Source organism: Pseudomonas sp. TE12234 (genome assembly GCF_054061835.1).
The window spans coordinates 189,907-205,910 of the sequence record NZ_JBSSEP010000001.1 but is presented as its reverse complement, the minus strand read 5'-3'; the positions used below and the strand labels follow the sequence as shown (position 1 = coordinate 205,910).

Annotated in this window: 16 protein-coding genes and 1 pseudogene; 11 read left to right on the top strand and 6 right to left on the bottom strand. The window is 59.3% G+C overall.

Annotation, left to right across the window (positions count from 1 at the left end):
• Nucleotides 1-155 precede the first annotated feature (155 nt).
• From uvrD to ACVWYU_RS00980, 4 genes are all read left to right on the top strand, one after another.
• Nucleotides 156-2,339 carry a DNA helicase II gene (gene uvrD, locus ACVWYU_RS00995; protein WP_457371710.1) on the top strand — a complete coding sequence of 728 codons (2,184 nt, stop codon included), beginning with the start codon at nucleotides 156-158 and terminating at the stop codon, nucleotides 2,337-2,339.
• A 134-nt stretch (nucleotides 2,340-2,473) separates the two neighbouring features.
• Nucleotides 2,474-2,914: an EamA family transporter gene (locus tag ACVWYU_RS00990; protein WP_457371709.1), complete on the top strand. Its 441-nt coding sequence runs from the start codon at nucleotides 2,474-2,476 to the stop codon at nucleotides 2,912-2,914.
• Between the two features lie 179 nt (nucleotides 2,915-3,093).
• Nucleotides 3,094-3,972: a Tim44 domain-containing protein gene (locus ACVWYU_RS00985; protein WP_248914576.1), complete on the top strand. Its 879-nt coding sequence runs from the start codon at nucleotides 3,094-3,096 to the stop codon at nucleotides 3,970-3,972.
• A gap of 137 nt (nucleotides 3,973-4,109) precedes the next feature.
• A complete protein-coding gene (locus ACVWYU_RS00980; RefSeq protein WP_090326791.1) occupies nucleotides 4,110-4,517 on the top strand; it encodes an SMI1/KNR4 family protein in 408 nt (135 codons plus the stop codon).
• Nucleotides 4,518-4,537: 20 nt separating this feature from the next.
• Here ACVWYU_RS00980 and ACVWYU_RS00975 read toward each other — a convergent pair whose 3' ends face one another.
• Nucleotides 4,538-6,301, bottom strand: a complete 1,764-nt coding sequence (locus ACVWYU_RS00975; RefSeq protein WP_457371708.1) for a cation:proton antiporter — start codon at nucleotides 6,299-6,301, stop codon at nucleotides 4,538-4,540.
• Nucleotides 6,302-6,584: 283 nt separating this feature from the next.
• Here ACVWYU_RS00975 and ACVWYU_RS00970 point away from each other — a divergent pair, with 283 nt between their 5' ends.
• Nucleotides 6,585-7,067, top strand: coding sequence for an acyl-CoA thioesterase (locus ACVWYU_RS00970; protein ID WP_003229693.1), 483 nt, complete (start codon nucleotides 6,585-6,587; stop codon nucleotides 7,065-7,067).
• A 51-nt stretch (nucleotides 7,068-7,118) separates the two neighbouring features.
• Here ACVWYU_RS00970 and pdxY read toward each other — a convergent pair whose 3' ends face one another.
• Nucleotides 7,119-7,991 (bottom strand): pyridoxal kinase PdxY, encoded by an 873-nt coding sequence (gene pdxY, locus ACVWYU_RS00965; protein WP_247255243.1) that lies wholly within the window; start codon nucleotides 7,989-7,991, stop codon nucleotides 7,119-7,121.
• A gap of 120 nt (nucleotides 7,992-8,111) precedes the next feature.
• Between pdxY and ACVWYU_RS00960 the strand changes: the two genes are divergently transcribed.
• A complete protein-coding gene (locus tag ACVWYU_RS00960) occupies nucleotides 8,112-8,525 on the top strand; it encodes a DUF3301 domain-containing protein (protein ID WP_390957821.1) in 414 nt (137 codons plus the stop codon).
• An 11-nt stretch (nucleotides 8,526-8,536) separates the two neighbouring features.
• On the opposite strand, the gene ACVWYU_RS00955 is transcribed toward ACVWYU_RS00960, so the two are convergent.
• Nucleotides 8,537-9,508 (bottom strand): CobW family GTP-binding protein, encoded by a 972-nt coding sequence (locus tag ACVWYU_RS00955; protein ID WP_457371707.1) that lies wholly within the window; start codon nucleotides 9,506-9,508, stop codon nucleotides 8,537-8,539.
• A 26-nt stretch (nucleotides 9,509-9,534) separates the two neighbouring features.
• On the opposite strand from ACVWYU_RS00955, the pseudogene ACVWYU_RS00950 reads away from it, so the two are divergent.
• Nucleotides 9,535-9,890 (top strand): annotated as a pseudogene (locus tag ACVWYU_RS00950) (NADH:ubiquinone oxidoreductase).
• A gap of 4 nt (nucleotides 9,891-9,894) precedes the next feature.
• On the opposite strand, the gene ACVWYU_RS00945 reads toward ACVWYU_RS00950, so the two are convergent.
• Entirely contained in the window at nucleotides 9,895-10,560 is a 666-nt protein-coding gene (locus ACVWYU_RS00945; RefSeq protein WP_457371706.1) for a DUF1826 domain-containing protein, read from the bottom strand.
• Nucleotides 10,560-11,765 (bottom strand): zinc metallochaperone GTPase ZigA, encoded by a 1,206-nt coding sequence (zigA, locus tag ACVWYU_RS00940; RefSeq protein WP_457371705.1) that lies wholly within the window; start codon nucleotides 11,763-11,765, stop codon nucleotides 10,560-10,562. Before zigA ends, ACVWYU_RS00945 begins: the two co-directional genes overlap by 1 nt.
• A 144-nt stretch (nucleotides 11,766-11,909) precedes the next feature.
• Here zigA and ACVWYU_RS00935 point away from each other — a divergent pair, with 144 nt between their 5' ends.
• Nucleotides 11,910-12,287 carry a glutamine synthetase gene (locus ACVWYU_RS00935; protein ID WP_457371704.1) on the top strand — a complete coding sequence of 126 codons (378 nt, stop codon included), beginning with the start codon at nucleotides 11,910-11,912 and terminating at the stop codon, nucleotides 12,285-12,287.
• Here the strand turns inward: ACVWYU_RS00935 and ACVWYU_RS00930 are convergent, their stop codons facing one another.
• A complete protein-coding gene (locus ACVWYU_RS00930) occupies nucleotides 12,288-13,484 on the bottom strand; it encodes an N-acetylmuramoyl-L-alanine amidase (protein ID WP_457371703.1) in 1,197 nt (398 codons plus the stop codon).
• A gap of 86 nt (nucleotides 13,485-13,570) precedes the next feature.
• Here ACVWYU_RS00930 and folE2 point away from each other — a divergent pair, with 86 nt between their 5' ends.
• From folE2 to ACVWYU_RS00915, 3 genes are read left to right on the top strand one after another with little or no spacing between them, the layout of a single operon-like run.
• Entirely contained in the window at nucleotides 13,571-14,467 is an 897-nt protein-coding gene (gene folE2 / locus ACVWYU_RS00925) for a GTP cyclohydrolase FolE2 (protein ID WP_248914585.1), read from the top strand.
• Entirely contained in the window at nucleotides 14,464-15,132 is a 669-nt protein-coding gene (locus tag ACVWYU_RS00920) for a metal ABC transporter ATP-binding protein (protein WP_457371702.1), read from the top strand. Before folE2 ends, ACVWYU_RS00920 begins: the two co-directional genes overlap by 4 nt.
• A complete protein-coding gene (locus ACVWYU_RS00915) occupies nucleotides 15,132-15,998 on the top strand; it encodes a metal ABC transporter permease (protein WP_457371701.1) in 867 nt (288 codons plus the stop codon). Before ACVWYU_RS00920 ends, ACVWYU_RS00915 begins: the two co-directional genes overlap by 1 nt.
• Nucleotides 15,999-16,004: the final 6 nt, after the last annotated feature.

The following is a 16,004-nucleotide window of genomic DNA, read 5'->3' as shown; positions in this document are numbered from 1 at the left end:
CAAAATTACGACCACCCGTCTCAGGAACAAGAGCCGCTGGGCAAAGCCGGCCAACGCCTGCGGACAATGACTGACCGGTCGTCCTGCGCGTATCTTTCATCGGCTAAAACAAAGCGGGGTTTGCCCGGTGTGACGCAGCCCCCTAGAATGCCCCGATGCGCGATGATCTCTCCCTTCTGCTGAACTCCCTCAACGATGCCCAACGGCAGGCCGTAGCAGCCCCCGTGGGTCGTCAGTTGGTCCTGGCCGGTGCTGGTTCCGGTAAAACCCGAGTGCTGGTGCACCGTATCGCCTGGTTGATCCAGGTCGAAAACGCTTCGCCCCACTCCATCCTGTCGGTGACGTTCACCAACAAGGCTGCTGCCGAGATGCGCCATCGCATCGAGCAGTTAATGGGTATCAACCCGGCCGGCATGTGGGTCGGCACCTTCCACGGCCTGGCGCACCGCTTGTTGCGGGCGCATTGGCAGGAAGCCGGGCTGAGCCAGACCTTCCAGATTCTCGACAGCGACGATCAGCAGCGGCTGGTCAAGCGGGTAATCCGCGAGCTCGGCCTGGACGAGCAACGCTGGCCGGCCCGTCAGGCCCAATGGTTCATCAACGGGCAGAAAGACGAAGGTCTGCGCCCGCAACACATTCAAGCCAGCGGTGATTTGTTCCTGGCCACCATGCGCAGTATCTATGAAGCCTACGAGGCCGCGTGCCTGCGTGCGGGTGTCATCGATTTCTCCGAACTGCTGTTGCGCGCACTGGACTTGTGGCGCGATCACCCGGGGCTGCTGGCGCATTATCAAAAGCGTTTCCGCCACATTCTGGTGGATGAGTTCCAGGACACCAACGCCGTTCAATACGCCTGGTTGCGCTTGCTGGCCAAGGGTGGCGACAGCCTGATGGTGGTTGGCGATGACGATCAGTCGATTTACGGCTGGCGTGGCGCGAAAATCGAGAACATCTATCAGTACTCCGAAGACTTCCCGGACGCCGAAACCATTCGCCTGGAGCAGAACTACCGCTCCACCGCCGGGATTCTCAAGGCCGCCAACGCCTTGATCGCCAACAACACCGGGCGCCTGGGCAAAGAACTGTGGACAGACGGCGGCGAAGGCGAAGCCATCAATCTATACGCTGCATTCAACGAGCACGACGAAGCCCGCTACGTTGTCGAAACGATCGAAAGCGCGCTGAAAACCGGCCTGGCGCGCAGCGATATTGCCATTTTGTATCGCTCCAACGCCCAATCGCGTGTTTTGGAAGAAGCCTTGCTGCGCGAGCGCATCCCGTACCGCATCTATGGCGGGCAGCGCTTCTTCGAACGGGCCGAAATCAAGAACGCCATGGCCTACCTGCGCTTGCTTGAAGGTCGAGGCAACGATGCTGCGCTGGAACGGGTGATCAACGTCCCGGCCCGTGGCATTGGCGAGAAAACCGTCGAAGCGATTCGCGACCATGCGCGCCACAGCGATGTGTCGATGTGGGAAGCCATGCGTCAGCTCGTGGCCAACAAAGGCCTGACCGGGCGCGCGGCCAGCGCTCTGGGCGCGTTTGTCGAGCTGATCGAAAACCTCGCTGGCAAATGCATGGAGATGCCGTTGCACCTGATGACCCAGACCGTCATCGAGCAGTCCGGGCTGATTGCCTATCACGAAGCGGAAAAAGGCGAGAAAGGCCAGGCTCGGGTAGAAAACCTTGAGGAACTGGTCAGCGCCGCGCGCAACTTCGAGAACAGCGAAGAAGACGAAGACCTGACACCACTGGCGGCATTCCTCGGTCATGCATCGCTGGAAGCCGGGGATACCCAGGCGGACGAGCACGAAGACAGCATTCAGTTGATGACCCTGCACAGCGCCAAGGGCCTGGAATTCCCTTATGTGTTCCTGGTGGGCATGGAGGAAGGCCTGTTCCCGCACAAGATGAGCCTGGAAGAGCCTGGCCGTCTGGAAGAGGAACGTCGTCTGGCCTACGTCGGCATTACCCGGGCCATGCAGAACCTGGTGATGACCTATGCTGAAACCCGACGCCTGTACGGTAGTGAGACCTATAACAAAGTCTCACGATTCGTACGCGAGGTACCGAAAGGCCTGATTCAGGAAGTGCGCCTTTCCAACAGCGTCAGCCGTCCTTTCGGCGGCAACCAGTCAATGAGTGGCAGCAACCTGTTCAGCGGAAGCGAGATCCCTCAAACCGGCTTCAGCCTGGGGCAGACCGTACGCCACTCAGTGTTTGGCGATGGCGTAATCCTCAACTTCGAAGGCGCAGGGGCTCAGGCCCGCGTACAGGTGAACTTCAGCGAAGGCAGCAAGTGGCTGATGCTGGGGTATGCGAAGCTGGAAGCGATCTAGCTTTTGTGCAGGAGCGAGCTTGCTCGCGATAGCGGTAGATCAGTCGACATTATCTCTGGCTGTCAGTCCGTCATCGCGAGCAAGCTCGTTCCCACAGGATGAAGGCCGATATCTGAACTTAAAGGTGCGATGAGATGGGCTCAGGCTTCTTTTCTTCCTGGACATTCTGGGCCCTGTTGTCCGCTGTATTTGCGGCGATGACCGCGATTTTCGCGAAAGTCGGCGTCGAAAACGTCAATTCCGACTTTGCCACCCTGTTGCGCACCATCGTGGTCCTCGTCAGTCTGGCCTTGATTTTGTACGCGACGGGCCAATATCAGTCACTGGGATCGATTTCTGCCAGGAGCTATCTGTTTCTGCTGCTGTCGGGGCTGGCCACTGGCGCCTCGTGGATTTGCTACTTCCGCGCACTCAAGGTCGGCCCTGCTTCACTGGTCGCTCCGGTGGACAAACTCAGCGTGGTGCTGGTCGCGGCGCTCGGCGCAATCCTGCTGGGCGAAAAACTCGACCTGCGCCAATGGGGCGGAATCGGTCTGATCACGGCCGGGGTGGTCATGCTGGCGTTGCGACGTTAGAGATTTTCCCTACAGAACTTATCCACTCATCCTACAGACCAAAGTTAACAGGCCTTATTGCATTGACTAAAGCTGAACGAACCCTGTCAAGCAAAAGCCCGAAACACTCTGCCGCTAGCCAGTGACACTTCAGCTGTGCAACATGGCGCGCGTGCCCTCCACAAATGGGAATTCCCTTTATGAAACGTTTTCTTAGCATCGCCATGGCGCTGTGCATTGGCCTGACGATGAGTCTCGACGTCAATGCCGCCAAGCGCTTCGGTGGTGGCAAAAGCGCCGGCGCGGCGCCGACGCACCAAACCAGCCAGATGGCGCCTTCTTCTCCAGGCATGGGCGGCGCAGCTGCGACCGCAGGCGCTGCGGGCGCTGCTGGCGCTGCAGCCAAAGCCGGCGGTGCTTCGCGCTGGCTCGGCCCTCTGGCCGGTATCGCCGCTGGTGGTCTGCTGGCGTCCATGTTCATGGGCGGCGGCTTCCAGGGCATGCAGATCTTCGACATCCTGATCATGGCGGTCATCGCCTTCCTGATCTTCCGCTTCATTGCCGCTCGTCGTCGCAAGCAGCAGGAGCACATGGCTCCGGCAGGCTACGCGCCAATGCAGCGTGAAGTGTTCGAGCAGAAGCCTGCTGGCGGCTCGATCTTCGGCGGTTCGGCCGCACCGGTCGCCGCACGTCCGGTCATCAATGCGCCTGCCTGGTTCAATGAACAGAACTTCGTAGAAGCGGCCCGCAACCATTTCCAGTCCCTGCAGCAACACTGGGATGCCAACGAAATGGACAAGATCGCCGAGTTCGTGACCCCGCAAATGCTGGACTTCCTCAAGCGCGAACGTGCTGATCTGGGTGACGGCTTCCAGTCCACCTACATCGATAACCTCGTTGTGCAACTGGACGGTGTGGATGATCGCGCCGACAAGACCATCGCCACCCTGACCTTCAGCGGCGTGTCGAAAACCTCGCGTTTCGACCAGGGCGAAGCGTTCAGCGAAAGCTGGAACATGGAACGTGCCCAGGGCGAAAACCAGCCTTGGCTGGTGGCTGGTATCCGCCAGAACGGCTGATCACTCCTCGCGTTCACGTGCTGCAATCAAAACCCCGGACTTGTCCGGGGTTTTCTATTTCGCGGTTGCATCTATAGCGAGCTACTGTATAAACCGCCCCATATAAACCGCGCCATTCAAGCAAGAGGATCCCGGACGTGGAAGAAATCATCGAACAACTGCGTGAAGCCAATGAACCGGTACCGGTCCCCTTGGAATTGCCAGACGAAGATCTGCTGGTGGAAATCGAAGAACAGCTGTTCATCGACATTCCGTTCGTCTTCAAAGAGTTTCTGCTGACCGTCAGCGATGTGGTCTACGGCAGTCTGGAGCCTGTGACCGTCACCGACCCACAATCCCATACCTACCTGCCGGACGTTGCCGCCAATGCTTGGGACGCTGGCGTTGATCGCAGCATGATTCCAATCTGTCAGGATGGTGATAACTACTACCTGGTCGAAGAGGACGGCACCGTCGTGCTTTGGCTGGCCGAAGACGAGCTGATTGCCGAAGAGACCTGGGAATCGGTTTGGCATTGGGCGCGGGACGTCTGGCTGGAAAGCTGAGTGAGCTGACGCTTCATGGCTCAATGCCCGGATGAATCCTTGTGATTGTCCAGGGTATCCAGCAGTGCGACTTGCATCCTCGTGTGAACGCGGATAAACCAGCGCCACAGCAGCGCCGCCACAGCGGCCGCGACCACGATGATCAGCATCAGCAACTTGTTGGTCGGCAGAATACTGGCCGACAAGGCCGCCAACAGCAGGAAGATCACCAACAGCGAGAGGATCGGGATGACTTCTGCAATCACCCGACGCACTCGCTGCGTGTGGCGCCCGGCCATCTCCGGCTTCACGCCCATTTCCGCCAGCAACATCGACAGTGCCTTGAGCTTGCGATAAGCGGCAATCAGGAAGGGCAGCGACAACAGTAGCGCCCCACCCCAGATCAGCGCCTTCTGCCAGCTCGGATTGCTGATCAAATCTTGCACATAGACAGCCATTCGTTCGGCGAAATAAGCGCCAGAGAAGAAAATCGCGATTACCAATGCCAGATTGACCCCGACTTGCAGCAGAATTCGTCGGATCATCGATGCCAGCAACGCACCCTCGCCCTGAGGCTGGATGCTGCGAAGCCATTCGCCATACATCCCCAGCACTCGCCCCAGGCGCTGCGGCATCACGGCGGCCAGCTTGATCGACAAAGGATCGGCCGCTCGAATCAAATAGGGGGTCAGCAGCGTGGTGATCACCGATACCGCCACCGCCACTGGATACAGGAAGTTGCTGGTGACCTGCAGGGTCATGCCCAGGGCAGCGATAATGAAAGAAAATTCGCCAATCTGCGACAGCCCCATCCCCACGCGCAGTGAGGTGCGTCCGTCATTGCCGGCGATAAAGGCGCCGAGACCGCAGGACAGCATCTTGCCGAGCACCACGGCGACGGTGATCACCGCAATCGGCCAGGCATATTGCAGCAGGATCATCGGGTCCAGCATCAGCCCGATGGCGACGAAGAAAATCGCGCTGAACAAATCGCGAACCGGTTCGATCAGGCGCTCGATCTTCAGCAACTGTCGGGACTCGGCCATGATCGCCCCGATCAGGAACGCGCCCAGCACCATGCTGTATTCAAGCTTGACTACCAGCAGGCAAAAGCCGAAACACAGGCCCAGCACCGTGATCAGCAACATTTCATTGCTCTCGAATCTGGCCACATAGGCCAGCAATCGCGGTACCAGCAAGATGCCGATGACCAGCGCGACAATCATGAACAACGAGAGTTTGCCGACCGTGGAGAACACTTCGCCGGAGCTGACCGTGCCGCTGACCGCAATGCTCGACAGCAAGGCGATGATGCCAATGCCCAGAATGTCCTCGACGATCAGCACTCCGAAAATCAACTGCGCAAAGCGCTCGTTCTTCATCTTCAGATCGTTGAGCGCCTTGACGATGATGGTGGTCGAGGAGATCGCCAGTATCGCGCCCAGGAACAGCGAATCCATGGTGTTCCAGTCGAACCAGCGGCCTATCTCGTAACCGATCCAGATCATCAGCACGATTTCCAGGAACGCCGCGATAAACGCCGTGGCGCCCACCTTGAACAACTTGCGCAGACTGAATTCCAGGCCCAGGCAGAACATCAGGAAAATCACCCCGAGCTCCGCCAGGGTCTTGATGGTTTCTTCATCGTGGATCAAGCCGAACGGCGGGGTGTGTGGGCCAATGATGAAGCCGGCGACGATATAACCCAGAACTACCGGTTGTTTGAACCGATGAAAAAGCACAGTCACCACACCTGCGACCAACATGATCACTGCCAAATCCTGAATGAAACTGATGGCATGCATGGTGTGAGGCTCCTTGACTGACATCGCTCTATCGGACACAGGAAAAGTCTGATCAAGCAGGGTAATAAATCCGCTTTTCGTTCAGGAATTGCCCTTGGAGACAGGCTTTTGAAGGGTAACACCGCGACTTCCGGCAGAAAGGCGGTGCAATATATGGAAACAGATCGATCCGGCGTGACGGCGGCGCCCCCTGCGGCGTCCCGATAACGTTGGTTTGAAAAAACCGTACCGGCACCCGCAGAGGTGCGTCCCCTCAGACCTTGCCTTGACCCGTGAGAATGCTATGGAACCCGGAAACGCCCAGCTGTCGATGACGGTATTGATGACCCCCGACATGGCCAACTTCTCTGGCAATGTTCACGGCGGGACCTTGCTCAAGTACCTCGACGAAGTGGCCTACGCTTGCGCCAGCCGTTATGCCGGCCGCTACGTGGTGACCCTGTCGGTGGATCAGGTGATTTTCCGTGAGCCGATTCATGTCGGCGAACTGGTGACCTTCCTGGCGTCGGTCAACTACACCGGCAACACCTCGATGGAGGTGGGCATCAAGGTCGTGACCGAAAACATTCGTGAACGTTCGGTGCGCCACACCAACAGCTGCTTCTTCACCATGGTCGCGGTGGATGATCAGCGCAAACCTGCCGCCGTGCCGCCCCTGCAACCGCAGAACAGTGAAGACAAGCGTCGCTACATGCAGGCTCAGCAGCGCCGGCAGATCCGTCAGGAGCTGGAAAAGCGTTATCAGGAAATCAAGGGCGACGCTTAAAGTAAAAGATCGCAGCTGCCGCAGGCTGCGATCTTTTTTGCCGCGATCTGCTTACAAGCTGATCGAAGTCGCTTCAAACCGCACCCGCGGATGGGCAATCCGGTCCTGCGCCCGCACCAGTTCCAGTTCATAACTGGCGCAGGCCTGGGTTTCCAGCAACACCTCATGCACCGCCGATGCGGCGAATTCGAAAGCGGCCACCAGGCTGTCACCCAGCAGTACACGGGCCAGGAACAGCCCGGAGGTCAGGTCGCCAACACCCACCGGCTGACGCGGGAACGCCAGCAGCGGACGCTGCAAATGCCAGCTGCCTTCGGCGGTCACCAGCAGCATTTCGAAGACATCCGGCGTTTTGCCGGGATAATCCAGATGCTTGACCAGTACCGCTTTCGGACCACGCGCCAGCAACGCTCGCGCCATCGCCAGGCAATCGAAAAGCGACTGCGGCTTGCGCCCTGAGAAACTGTCGAGTTCCAGTTGATTCGGGCACATGAAATCCGCCACGGCGGCGGCCTCTTCCAGCAGGAAATCGCTGACTTCCGCCGGCACACTGCAACCTTTCTCCGGATGCCCCATCACCGGGTCACACAGGTACAGCGCCTTGGGATTCATCGACTTGATCCGCGCCACACCCGTGAGGATGGCCCGGCCCTGGGCCGCACTGCCGAGGTAGCCCGACAGCACCGCATCACAATTGCCCAGTTCGCCAATCGCCGCGATACCTTCAACCAGGTCGGGAATGTGGTGAGGCGCCAGCACTTCGCCGGTCCATTGGCCGTACTGGGTGTGATTGGAGAATTGCACCGTGTTGAGCGGCCAGACGTTCACCCCGACCCGCTGCATCGGGAAAACCGCGGCACTGTTGCCAGCGTGGCCGAACACCACGTGGGACTGGATAGCGAGCAGATGGGGTGTACGTTTCATGCGGTGAGTTATCCGTAAAACGATTGAAATTCGAGCCACGCAGTATGCGACTAAACGCAGCCTGTACGACAGACCGGCGACGCAGTTAAGCTGACACTATCTTGTTGGAGCACCCTGTCGATGCTGACCCTTGGAAATATTTTCGTGCTGATGTTGTTCGCCACGGCGGGCGCTTGGCTTTGGCACAACCATGGCCTGCGCGAACGTGCGCTGGAGCGGGTCAAACAGCATTGCGGCAAGCTCGGGATCGAGTTGCTGGATGGCAACGTGGCCTTGAAAAAAATCGGCTTCATCAAGGATGCCAGTGGTCGCCGACGCCTGGCCCGTGTGTATAACTTCGAATTCACCGTAACCGGCGAAACTCGCCACAGCGGCACCATTACCCAATTCGGCGCCCACAGTGCGCAAATCGAGTTGGCACCCTACCCGGCACCTTTCGACGACACGCCCCCCGTGGTTGATGTCGCAAGACCCAGCGCCGAAGTGATCCAGCTGAGCCACTGGCGGCAAGAACACAACAAGTGGCGGCCTTGAGCGCGAGCAAGCTAATGCGCGCTCAACCGGCACTCGGCGAGGCTCTGCTGCAATGAGCCGACATCCTGTGGCGCACTGAAAATCAATTCGATCCGCGAATCCTGCCGCCACTCACTCGCCTGCCATTGCAACTCGGCACTTTCCAGCGCATTCGCCGAGACCCACCCCTCGACACTGTGGATAACCAGCTTCGCGCGTCGCCAGCCGAGGCTTGCGAGCCAATGGGTGACGCGCGCCACATCGAATACCTGGCCGGGATGCCAGCGCCAGCCAATGCTCCACCCCTCCTCCTGTTCCTGACTCAAACAAATCGGTAACGCTGGATCGCTCCAGATGGCCGGTATCCGTGCCAGCCCCCTGGGCATCACAAAGTTATCCACACCCGCCGTTCCCTGAGCCGCCAGTCCCGGCAATTCGCTCAGCGGCAAGCGCCCTTGTTGCGTCCAATACAATGGACGAGCAGGCAACTGCGCAGCTATTCGCTGGCGAGCATTGGCGCCCAGACCGTCGGCCTTGTTCAGTAACAGCAAACCGGCACTGCTCAACGCGTCCTGTTGCGACTCGGGCAACGCTTTGCCGCTGGCCAGGGCTTGTGCATCAAGCACCATCACACAGGGCTGCACCGCCAACACGCCGACCCACGGCGCCTCGCTCAACTGCCTGAGCAACTGCGCCGGATGCCCCAGTCCGGACGGTTCAATGAATAAGCGATCCGGTCGCGCCTTGCGCAGCAGTCGGCCGAGTCCGATCTGAAACGGCGCGCCATTGACGCAACACAAACACCCCCCGGCGACTTCACCCAGTGCGATACCATCGGCGTCCTGCGTCAGCAGCGCGGCGTCGAGGCCGATCTGGCCGAACTCATTGATCAACACTGCCCAACGCTCTCCAGCCGGGCGCTGCGCCAGCAGGTGCTTGATCAGACTGGTCTTGCCGGCACCCAATGGCCCGGCGATGACGTGGGTGGGAATGTTCTGCAACATGATCGAGATTTTCTGCGGAGGTAAGGATGCGGTTGAGGGGATGGTCGTTGCTCCTGACGCTGGTACGCGGCGAGGCGCTGGCTCAAGCCTGCGTCGTCCACAGTCAGGCTGAAAGGCTCGATGTGAAGGTCTGCCAGCAGAACCGCAACATCCCGGAAAACTGTTCGCCGACGGCTTCTGCCAACCGAATCTGGCCGGGCAGACAGTCGAGGTGCAGTACCTCGACCATTGCCCTGCGGGAGCATTCGGCGTTTGCAGCAACGCTCAAGTCGCCAATATGCCTTACCGGCAGGATATTCACTATTACGGCGTGGCCACCGATGCGGCGTATCTGAAGCCGTTTTGCGAGACGCAGAGCCAGGGCACCTGGCTCGATCCCTGAGTCACTAGCTCAACCAGTCGAGGGTGAGGATCAAACGGCGCTCGCCAGCAGCGAGTGGCGGCGAGCGGTGAATCAACCCGAAACCTTCGTTGCCGTGCCATTTCTCCCCCTTGAGCAAGGCCACGTCGCCGCTGGCGATCTGCCCGATCAGCGAGTTGTCCTGGGGTTCAGCGTCAGGCTTACCCAATTGTCGGCGATCCATCGCGCCTTCCATCAGCCACTGGCTGCCGATCCCGGCATAGGTGGTAATCAGCCGCACCGGTACATGATCGACGTGAAAACGCGGGCACATCGCTTTGTCCAAAACCCGCAGACGCAGGCCGATGCCCCTGGCGCCGAGTAAACAAGCGAACGCACGGACCAGCCACGACAGGTCGGCGATGAAACCTTCATAGCCCTGCAGATCACTGAAGCGTGAGGCCAATCCGTAGAGATCGGGCTCGGCTTCGTCATCGGGCATTTCCAGAGACAATGACTCGGCCAGCGGCTCGTTCAGGGACAGCAGCAGGGTGGCGAAATCCGCGATATGGGCCGGGAGCTGGCGATTCCAGACGGCGAGGTTCACATCATCGTCCAAGATGCGGGCCAGGGACTGCGGAGTAGCAGCCTGATGCTGATGGATGGCGCGCGTCGCGGCCGGGTTCGCGACTACAGGGGTCAGCGTCAGCATCAGGCCGCCTCTTCATGCCATGGGCCGAATGGATCTGGCAGCCGTTGCCAACCCTCGACACCGAGCGCCATTTCTTCATCGGTCAGAAGGCAGCCGTCGAGCTCGCCGGTGAGTTTCGCGAAGTCGATGTTCTGGCCGATGAACACCAGCTCCTGCCGGCAATCTCCCGTGGAAGCAGTCCAGTGCTCCATGATGCCGGCCGTGCTTTCTTCCTCCTGCGGCCATTGGTCTTTCGGCACGAAACGCCACCAACGTCCGGCAAACCCGTGTCGCATCAGCCCCCCGGCCTGGGACCAACTGCCCGCATCCTTGTGTTTGCTTGCCAGCCAGAAGAAACCCTTGGAACGCAGCAGTTTTCCGTTTACCCACGGACGATCGATAAAGTTGAAAAACCGCTGCGGATGGAAGGGTCGGCGCGCACGATAAACTGTAGAAGCGATGCCGTATTCTTCGGTTTCCGGCAGGTGTTCACCCCGCAACGCCTGCAGCCAGCCCGGCGCCTCGGCGGCTTTTTCGAAGTCGAACCGACCCGTGTTGAGGATTTTTTTCAGCGGCACTTCCCCCATGACCATCGCAATGATTTCCGCGCGGGCGTTAAGCCGCTTGAGGATTGCCATCAATTCTTGCCGTTCGCGGCTGCTGATCAGGTCAATCTTGCTGATCAGGATGACGTCGGCGAATTCGATCTGCTCGATCAACAGGTCGGTGATCGAACGTTCATCCTCTTCGCCAAAGGTCTCACCACGAGAGTCGAGGCTGTCGGCCGCCTGGTAGTCGAGCAGGAAGTTCATGCCATCGACCACGGTGACCATGGTGTCGAGCCGGGCGATGTCGTTGAGGCTTTGGCCGCTTTCGTCGCAGAAGGTGAAGGTTTCCGCGACGGGCAGCGGTTCGGAGATGCCCGTGGACTCGATCAACAAGTAATCAAAACGACCGTCCATCGCGAGTTTGCTCACCTCCTCGAGCAAGTCTTCGCGCAAGGTGCAGCAAATGCAGCCGTTGCTCATTTCCACGAGTTTTTCTTCGGCACGATTAAGGCGCACATCCCGTTGCACCTCGCTACCATCGATGTTGATTTCGCTCATATCGTTGACGATGACAGCGACCCGAAGGTTTTCGCGATTACGTAGTATGTAATTAAGAAGTGTACTTTTTCCGGCGCCGAGAAAGCCGGACAACACGGTGACGGGAAGACGATCAGGCATCTGGTGCTCCTCACAGGGGATGCCCGGTCAAATCGTCGGGCCGTACTGAATGTTATAATATAACCAATTAATCGAACCACTCCCTTTTTGCCTGCGATGACAACGGGCAGAATGCCGGAGCCCCTTCCAACCAAGAGAAACGCCATGCGTAATGCCCTGAAATTGGCGCTGACAAGCGCTGCATTGTTGGTCGTTGTCGATGCCTGGGGGCAAATTCCGACCCTGGCCACCTGCACCCGCAGCGCCAACTTGCTGGCTTGCGTGGACGCCGATGGCAATGCCTACAGCGTCAACACGGCCGGTAGCACGATTTATCTGCGCGGGTTCGAAGTGGCTGGAAAACGCTATTGGGCGCAGACCAACAGTCGTTACGGCCAACTGACCTTTTTCACCGGCATCGCTTCTGACGGCGAAACCTGGGTCGGCTATAACCGCCGCGTCGGCTGGACCACGGTCAACCGTTTTTCCAGCTCCGGCGGCAGCAGTGCCAGGTTCACTTGCAGCCGTGTGGCTGGCTGCTAGTCAGGCGTAGGACGTTTTCTGCGCCTGCTGCCAGGCGATGTAGCTATTGGCCGGTGGATTCTTCTGAAAGTAGCGCTGCAGACCTTCAAACAAGCCGTCCGCCACTGCCTGCTGATGGCGTGCCGTCACCAATCGCTGGCTATCGCGGGGATTGGAAATGAAGCCGGTTTCCACCAGGATCGACGGCACGTCCGGTGACTTCAGCACTGCGAACCCGGCTTGTTCCACACGCTTTTGGTGCAACGTTGTGATGCCCGCCAAACTGCCCAGGACCGTGCTGCCCAACTGCAAACTGGCAGCGAGGGTGGCGTTCATCGACATGTCGAGAATCACTCCGGCGAGCATCGGGTCCTTGTCCTTGAGGTTGAGCAGACGGGTCGCACCCAGCAGGTCAGCGCCGTTTTCCCGTTGCGCCATGAAGCGCGCCGTGGCCGAGGTCGCGCCGCCCTCGGACAGGCAATACACCGAAGCGCCTGAAGCCGTGAGGCGCGGTGCCGCATCGGCATGCACCGAGATGAACATGTCGGCGTTGTGCTTGCGGGCAATCTCCACACGCTTGCGTAACGGGACGAAGACGTCGTCGTTCCGTACCAGCTTCACATCGAAGCCTTTTTCCCGCTTCAGTCGTTTGGCCAACAACTGAGCGATGGACAGCACCACGTCTTTTTCACGTTCCCCCTTGGACCCAACGGCGCCAGGGTCCTTGCCTCCGTGACCAGGATCAACGACCACTATGATGTCGCGCTTGGGGTGAGGCTTGGCGATGATCCCGTCGGGGGCCTGCGCGATCTGCAAGGGCGCGGCGGTCTTCAGATCGAGCACCAGGCGATGCCCCTGCCCGTCCTGGGGTGGCAGAAGAAAACTGTTGAGCTGTACCGGGTTGTCGAGGTCCAGGACGATTCGGGTATCACCCTGTCCGAAGCGCCCTGAACGAATCGAACGAATGAAGCTGCCGGCAAACGCCAATTGACTGAAGTCGCCGATGAGGTCGGCACCTGTCACATCGATGATCAGCCGTTCCGGCGCGCTCAAGGTGAACGTCTTGTAGTGCACCGGCCCGCTCAGATCAAAGACCAATCTCAAGTTACCGTCCGAACGCCAAAGCCGCGCGTTGCGAATTTGTGTGGCCGACACACCGAAGGGCAAAGCAAAGGCCGTGCTGGCCAGAATCAGATTGAGCAAGTGACGTCTGTGCATGGTGAAAGCCCGCTCGTGAAAAAGGCATCGTCGAATTTATTGTTATAATATAACATGCCATTTCAACTCCCACGATGGACCTGCTTATGAATGCGCTGACTCTGCCGGATATCGCCGTGCAGGCCTCACGCCAAGCCCTGCCACTGGAGTGGGTGGGCATGTGTGGCATTGCTCTTCCTGTTTTGTTCGATGGCCAACGCCTGGTGGCAAAGGCTGATGCCGGAGTGAGCCTGGACGATGGAGAAGCACGCGGCATCCACATGTCGCGTCTTTATCTGGCGCTGGAACAACTGGAACAGGAAACGCTCTCGCCGCCTGTTCTACGACGAGTGTTACAGCGCTTCCTCGACAGCCATCCAGGGATTTCCAGCCGCGCATCCGTAAAAATTCACACGGATTTACTGCTCAAAAGACCCGCGTTGATTAGCCCGCTGGCTGGCTGGAAAACCTACCCCGTGACCATCGAAGCGCATTTGAAGAACGCAATGTTCCACGTGGAACTAAAAATCGACGTGCCTTATTCCTCAACCTGTCCCTGTTCAGCAGCACTGTCCCGGCAATTGATTCAGCAACAGTTCATCTCTGATTTCGCCAACACCTCTCTGCAACACGCCGATGTTTTGGCTTGGCTCGGGTCAACAAAAGGCATCGTGGCGACGCCGCACAGCCAACGCAGCATCGCCCAATTGCATCTTCGTCTGGATGACTTCCTGGATGAGCTGCCACTGATTGCAATCATCAACGACGCCGAAGCAGCCCTCGGTACCGCCGTGCAAACCGCGGTCAAGCGCGCAGACGAGCAGGCGTTCGCCTTGGCCAACGGTCAGAACCTGATGTTCTGTGAAGACGCTGCGCGACGATTGAATCAGTCCTTGAAACGCGCCCCGGGCATCAATGCCTTTCACATTCGAGTCGTCCATGCAGAAAGCCTGCACGCCCACGATGCCGTCGCTGAAAGTCGCTGGAATTGGGAGGTCGCATGATCCGTTGCCAAGCCTTGCAATGGGGGGTACCCGGTCAGCCGCTGACGCCACCGATGGATTTCGAGTTAGCCTCGGGCAGCCTGACCGCCGTTATCGGGGCTAACGGCTCAGGTAAAAGCAGTCTGCTGAAAGTCATCGCTGGCTTGCAAAAGCCGCTGGCCGGCAATGTGGTGCTGGGGGTTAAACGTCGAGGCGCACTTTCTTTGTTGCCACAGCAACAACACCTGGACCGGCAATTTCCCATCAGCCTCCAGGCCCTGGTGGCCGCGGGTTTCTGGGGCAGCAAGCAATCGCCAGAGACACGCAGGCAACGCCTCGAAGCCGTACTTGAAAGTTGGCACCTGGTCGGTTTGGAACAGCGCCCGTTGATGGCCCTGTCCGGCGGCGAACTGCAGCGTGCCCTGCTTGCTCGTTTGAGCCTCACGGACGCACCCTTGCTGCTGCTCGATGAGCCTCACGCTGCCCTCGATGAATCGGGTCAGGCGCTTCTCTGGGAACACATTCATGCCTGGCATACCGAGGGCCGAACCTTGGTCGTCGTGTGCCACGACCTGGCCGCTGTTCGCCAACACATGCCACAAACCCTGCTGATCAAAAGCAGTGGATGCGTCCTCGGGCCGAGTTTGGACTTGATTCATCAACAACCCCAAATGCAGGTGGCCTGATGTTCGCCGCCGCAGATCTTTGGCAACCGTTTCACGAGTTCGTCTTCATGCGCCGTGCATTGCTCGGTGGATTGGCGCTGGCGTGCAGCACGGCCCCGCTGGGCGTATTTCTGATCTGGCGACGCATGAGTCTGATTGGTGATGCGGTGGCCCATGGCATCTTGCCCGGCGCTGCACTGGGCTTCTGGCTCGCCGGTTTGAGCCTCGGCGCGTTGACCATCGGCGGTCTCACCGCAGGGCTTGGCATGGCGGGCCTCGCCGCATGGATCACCCGCCGCACCGGTCTGCGCGAAGACGCCAGCCTCGCCGCTATCTACCCGATCTCTCTGGCCAGCGGCGTATTGATCCTGGGTATCGCCGGTAAACGTCTGGACCTGCTGCATCTGCTCTTTGGTTCGGCGCTAGCGGTCGATGCCCCGACTTTAACCGGCATGTTGTGGGTCTGCGGTTCCAGCCTGATCGCCTTGCTGCTGATCTACCGTCCGCTGGTGCTGGACACCCTCGATCCGCTTTTCCTGCGAACCGTCAGCCGTCTCGGCCCCCTGGCCCATGGCATCTTCCTGACGCTGGTGGTGCTGAACCTGGTCATTGGTTTCCAGGCGATCGGGGCCTTGATGGTGGTTGGCTTGATGATGCTGCCCGCCGCCGCTTCGCGTTTTTGGAGCCGTCAACTGCCGGTATCGATTGCCATTGCCGCGCTGCTCGGCAGCCTTTCGGTGTGGCTCGGTCTGCTGCTGTCGTTCCATGACTCACTCCCCAGCGGTCCCGCCATTGTGCTGGTGGCGGGTGGTTTCTATCTGGTGTCCGTGGTGTTCGGACCGGTGCACGGATTGCTGCGCCGCCCGCCTTTGCTCACATCCCAATGAGGTATT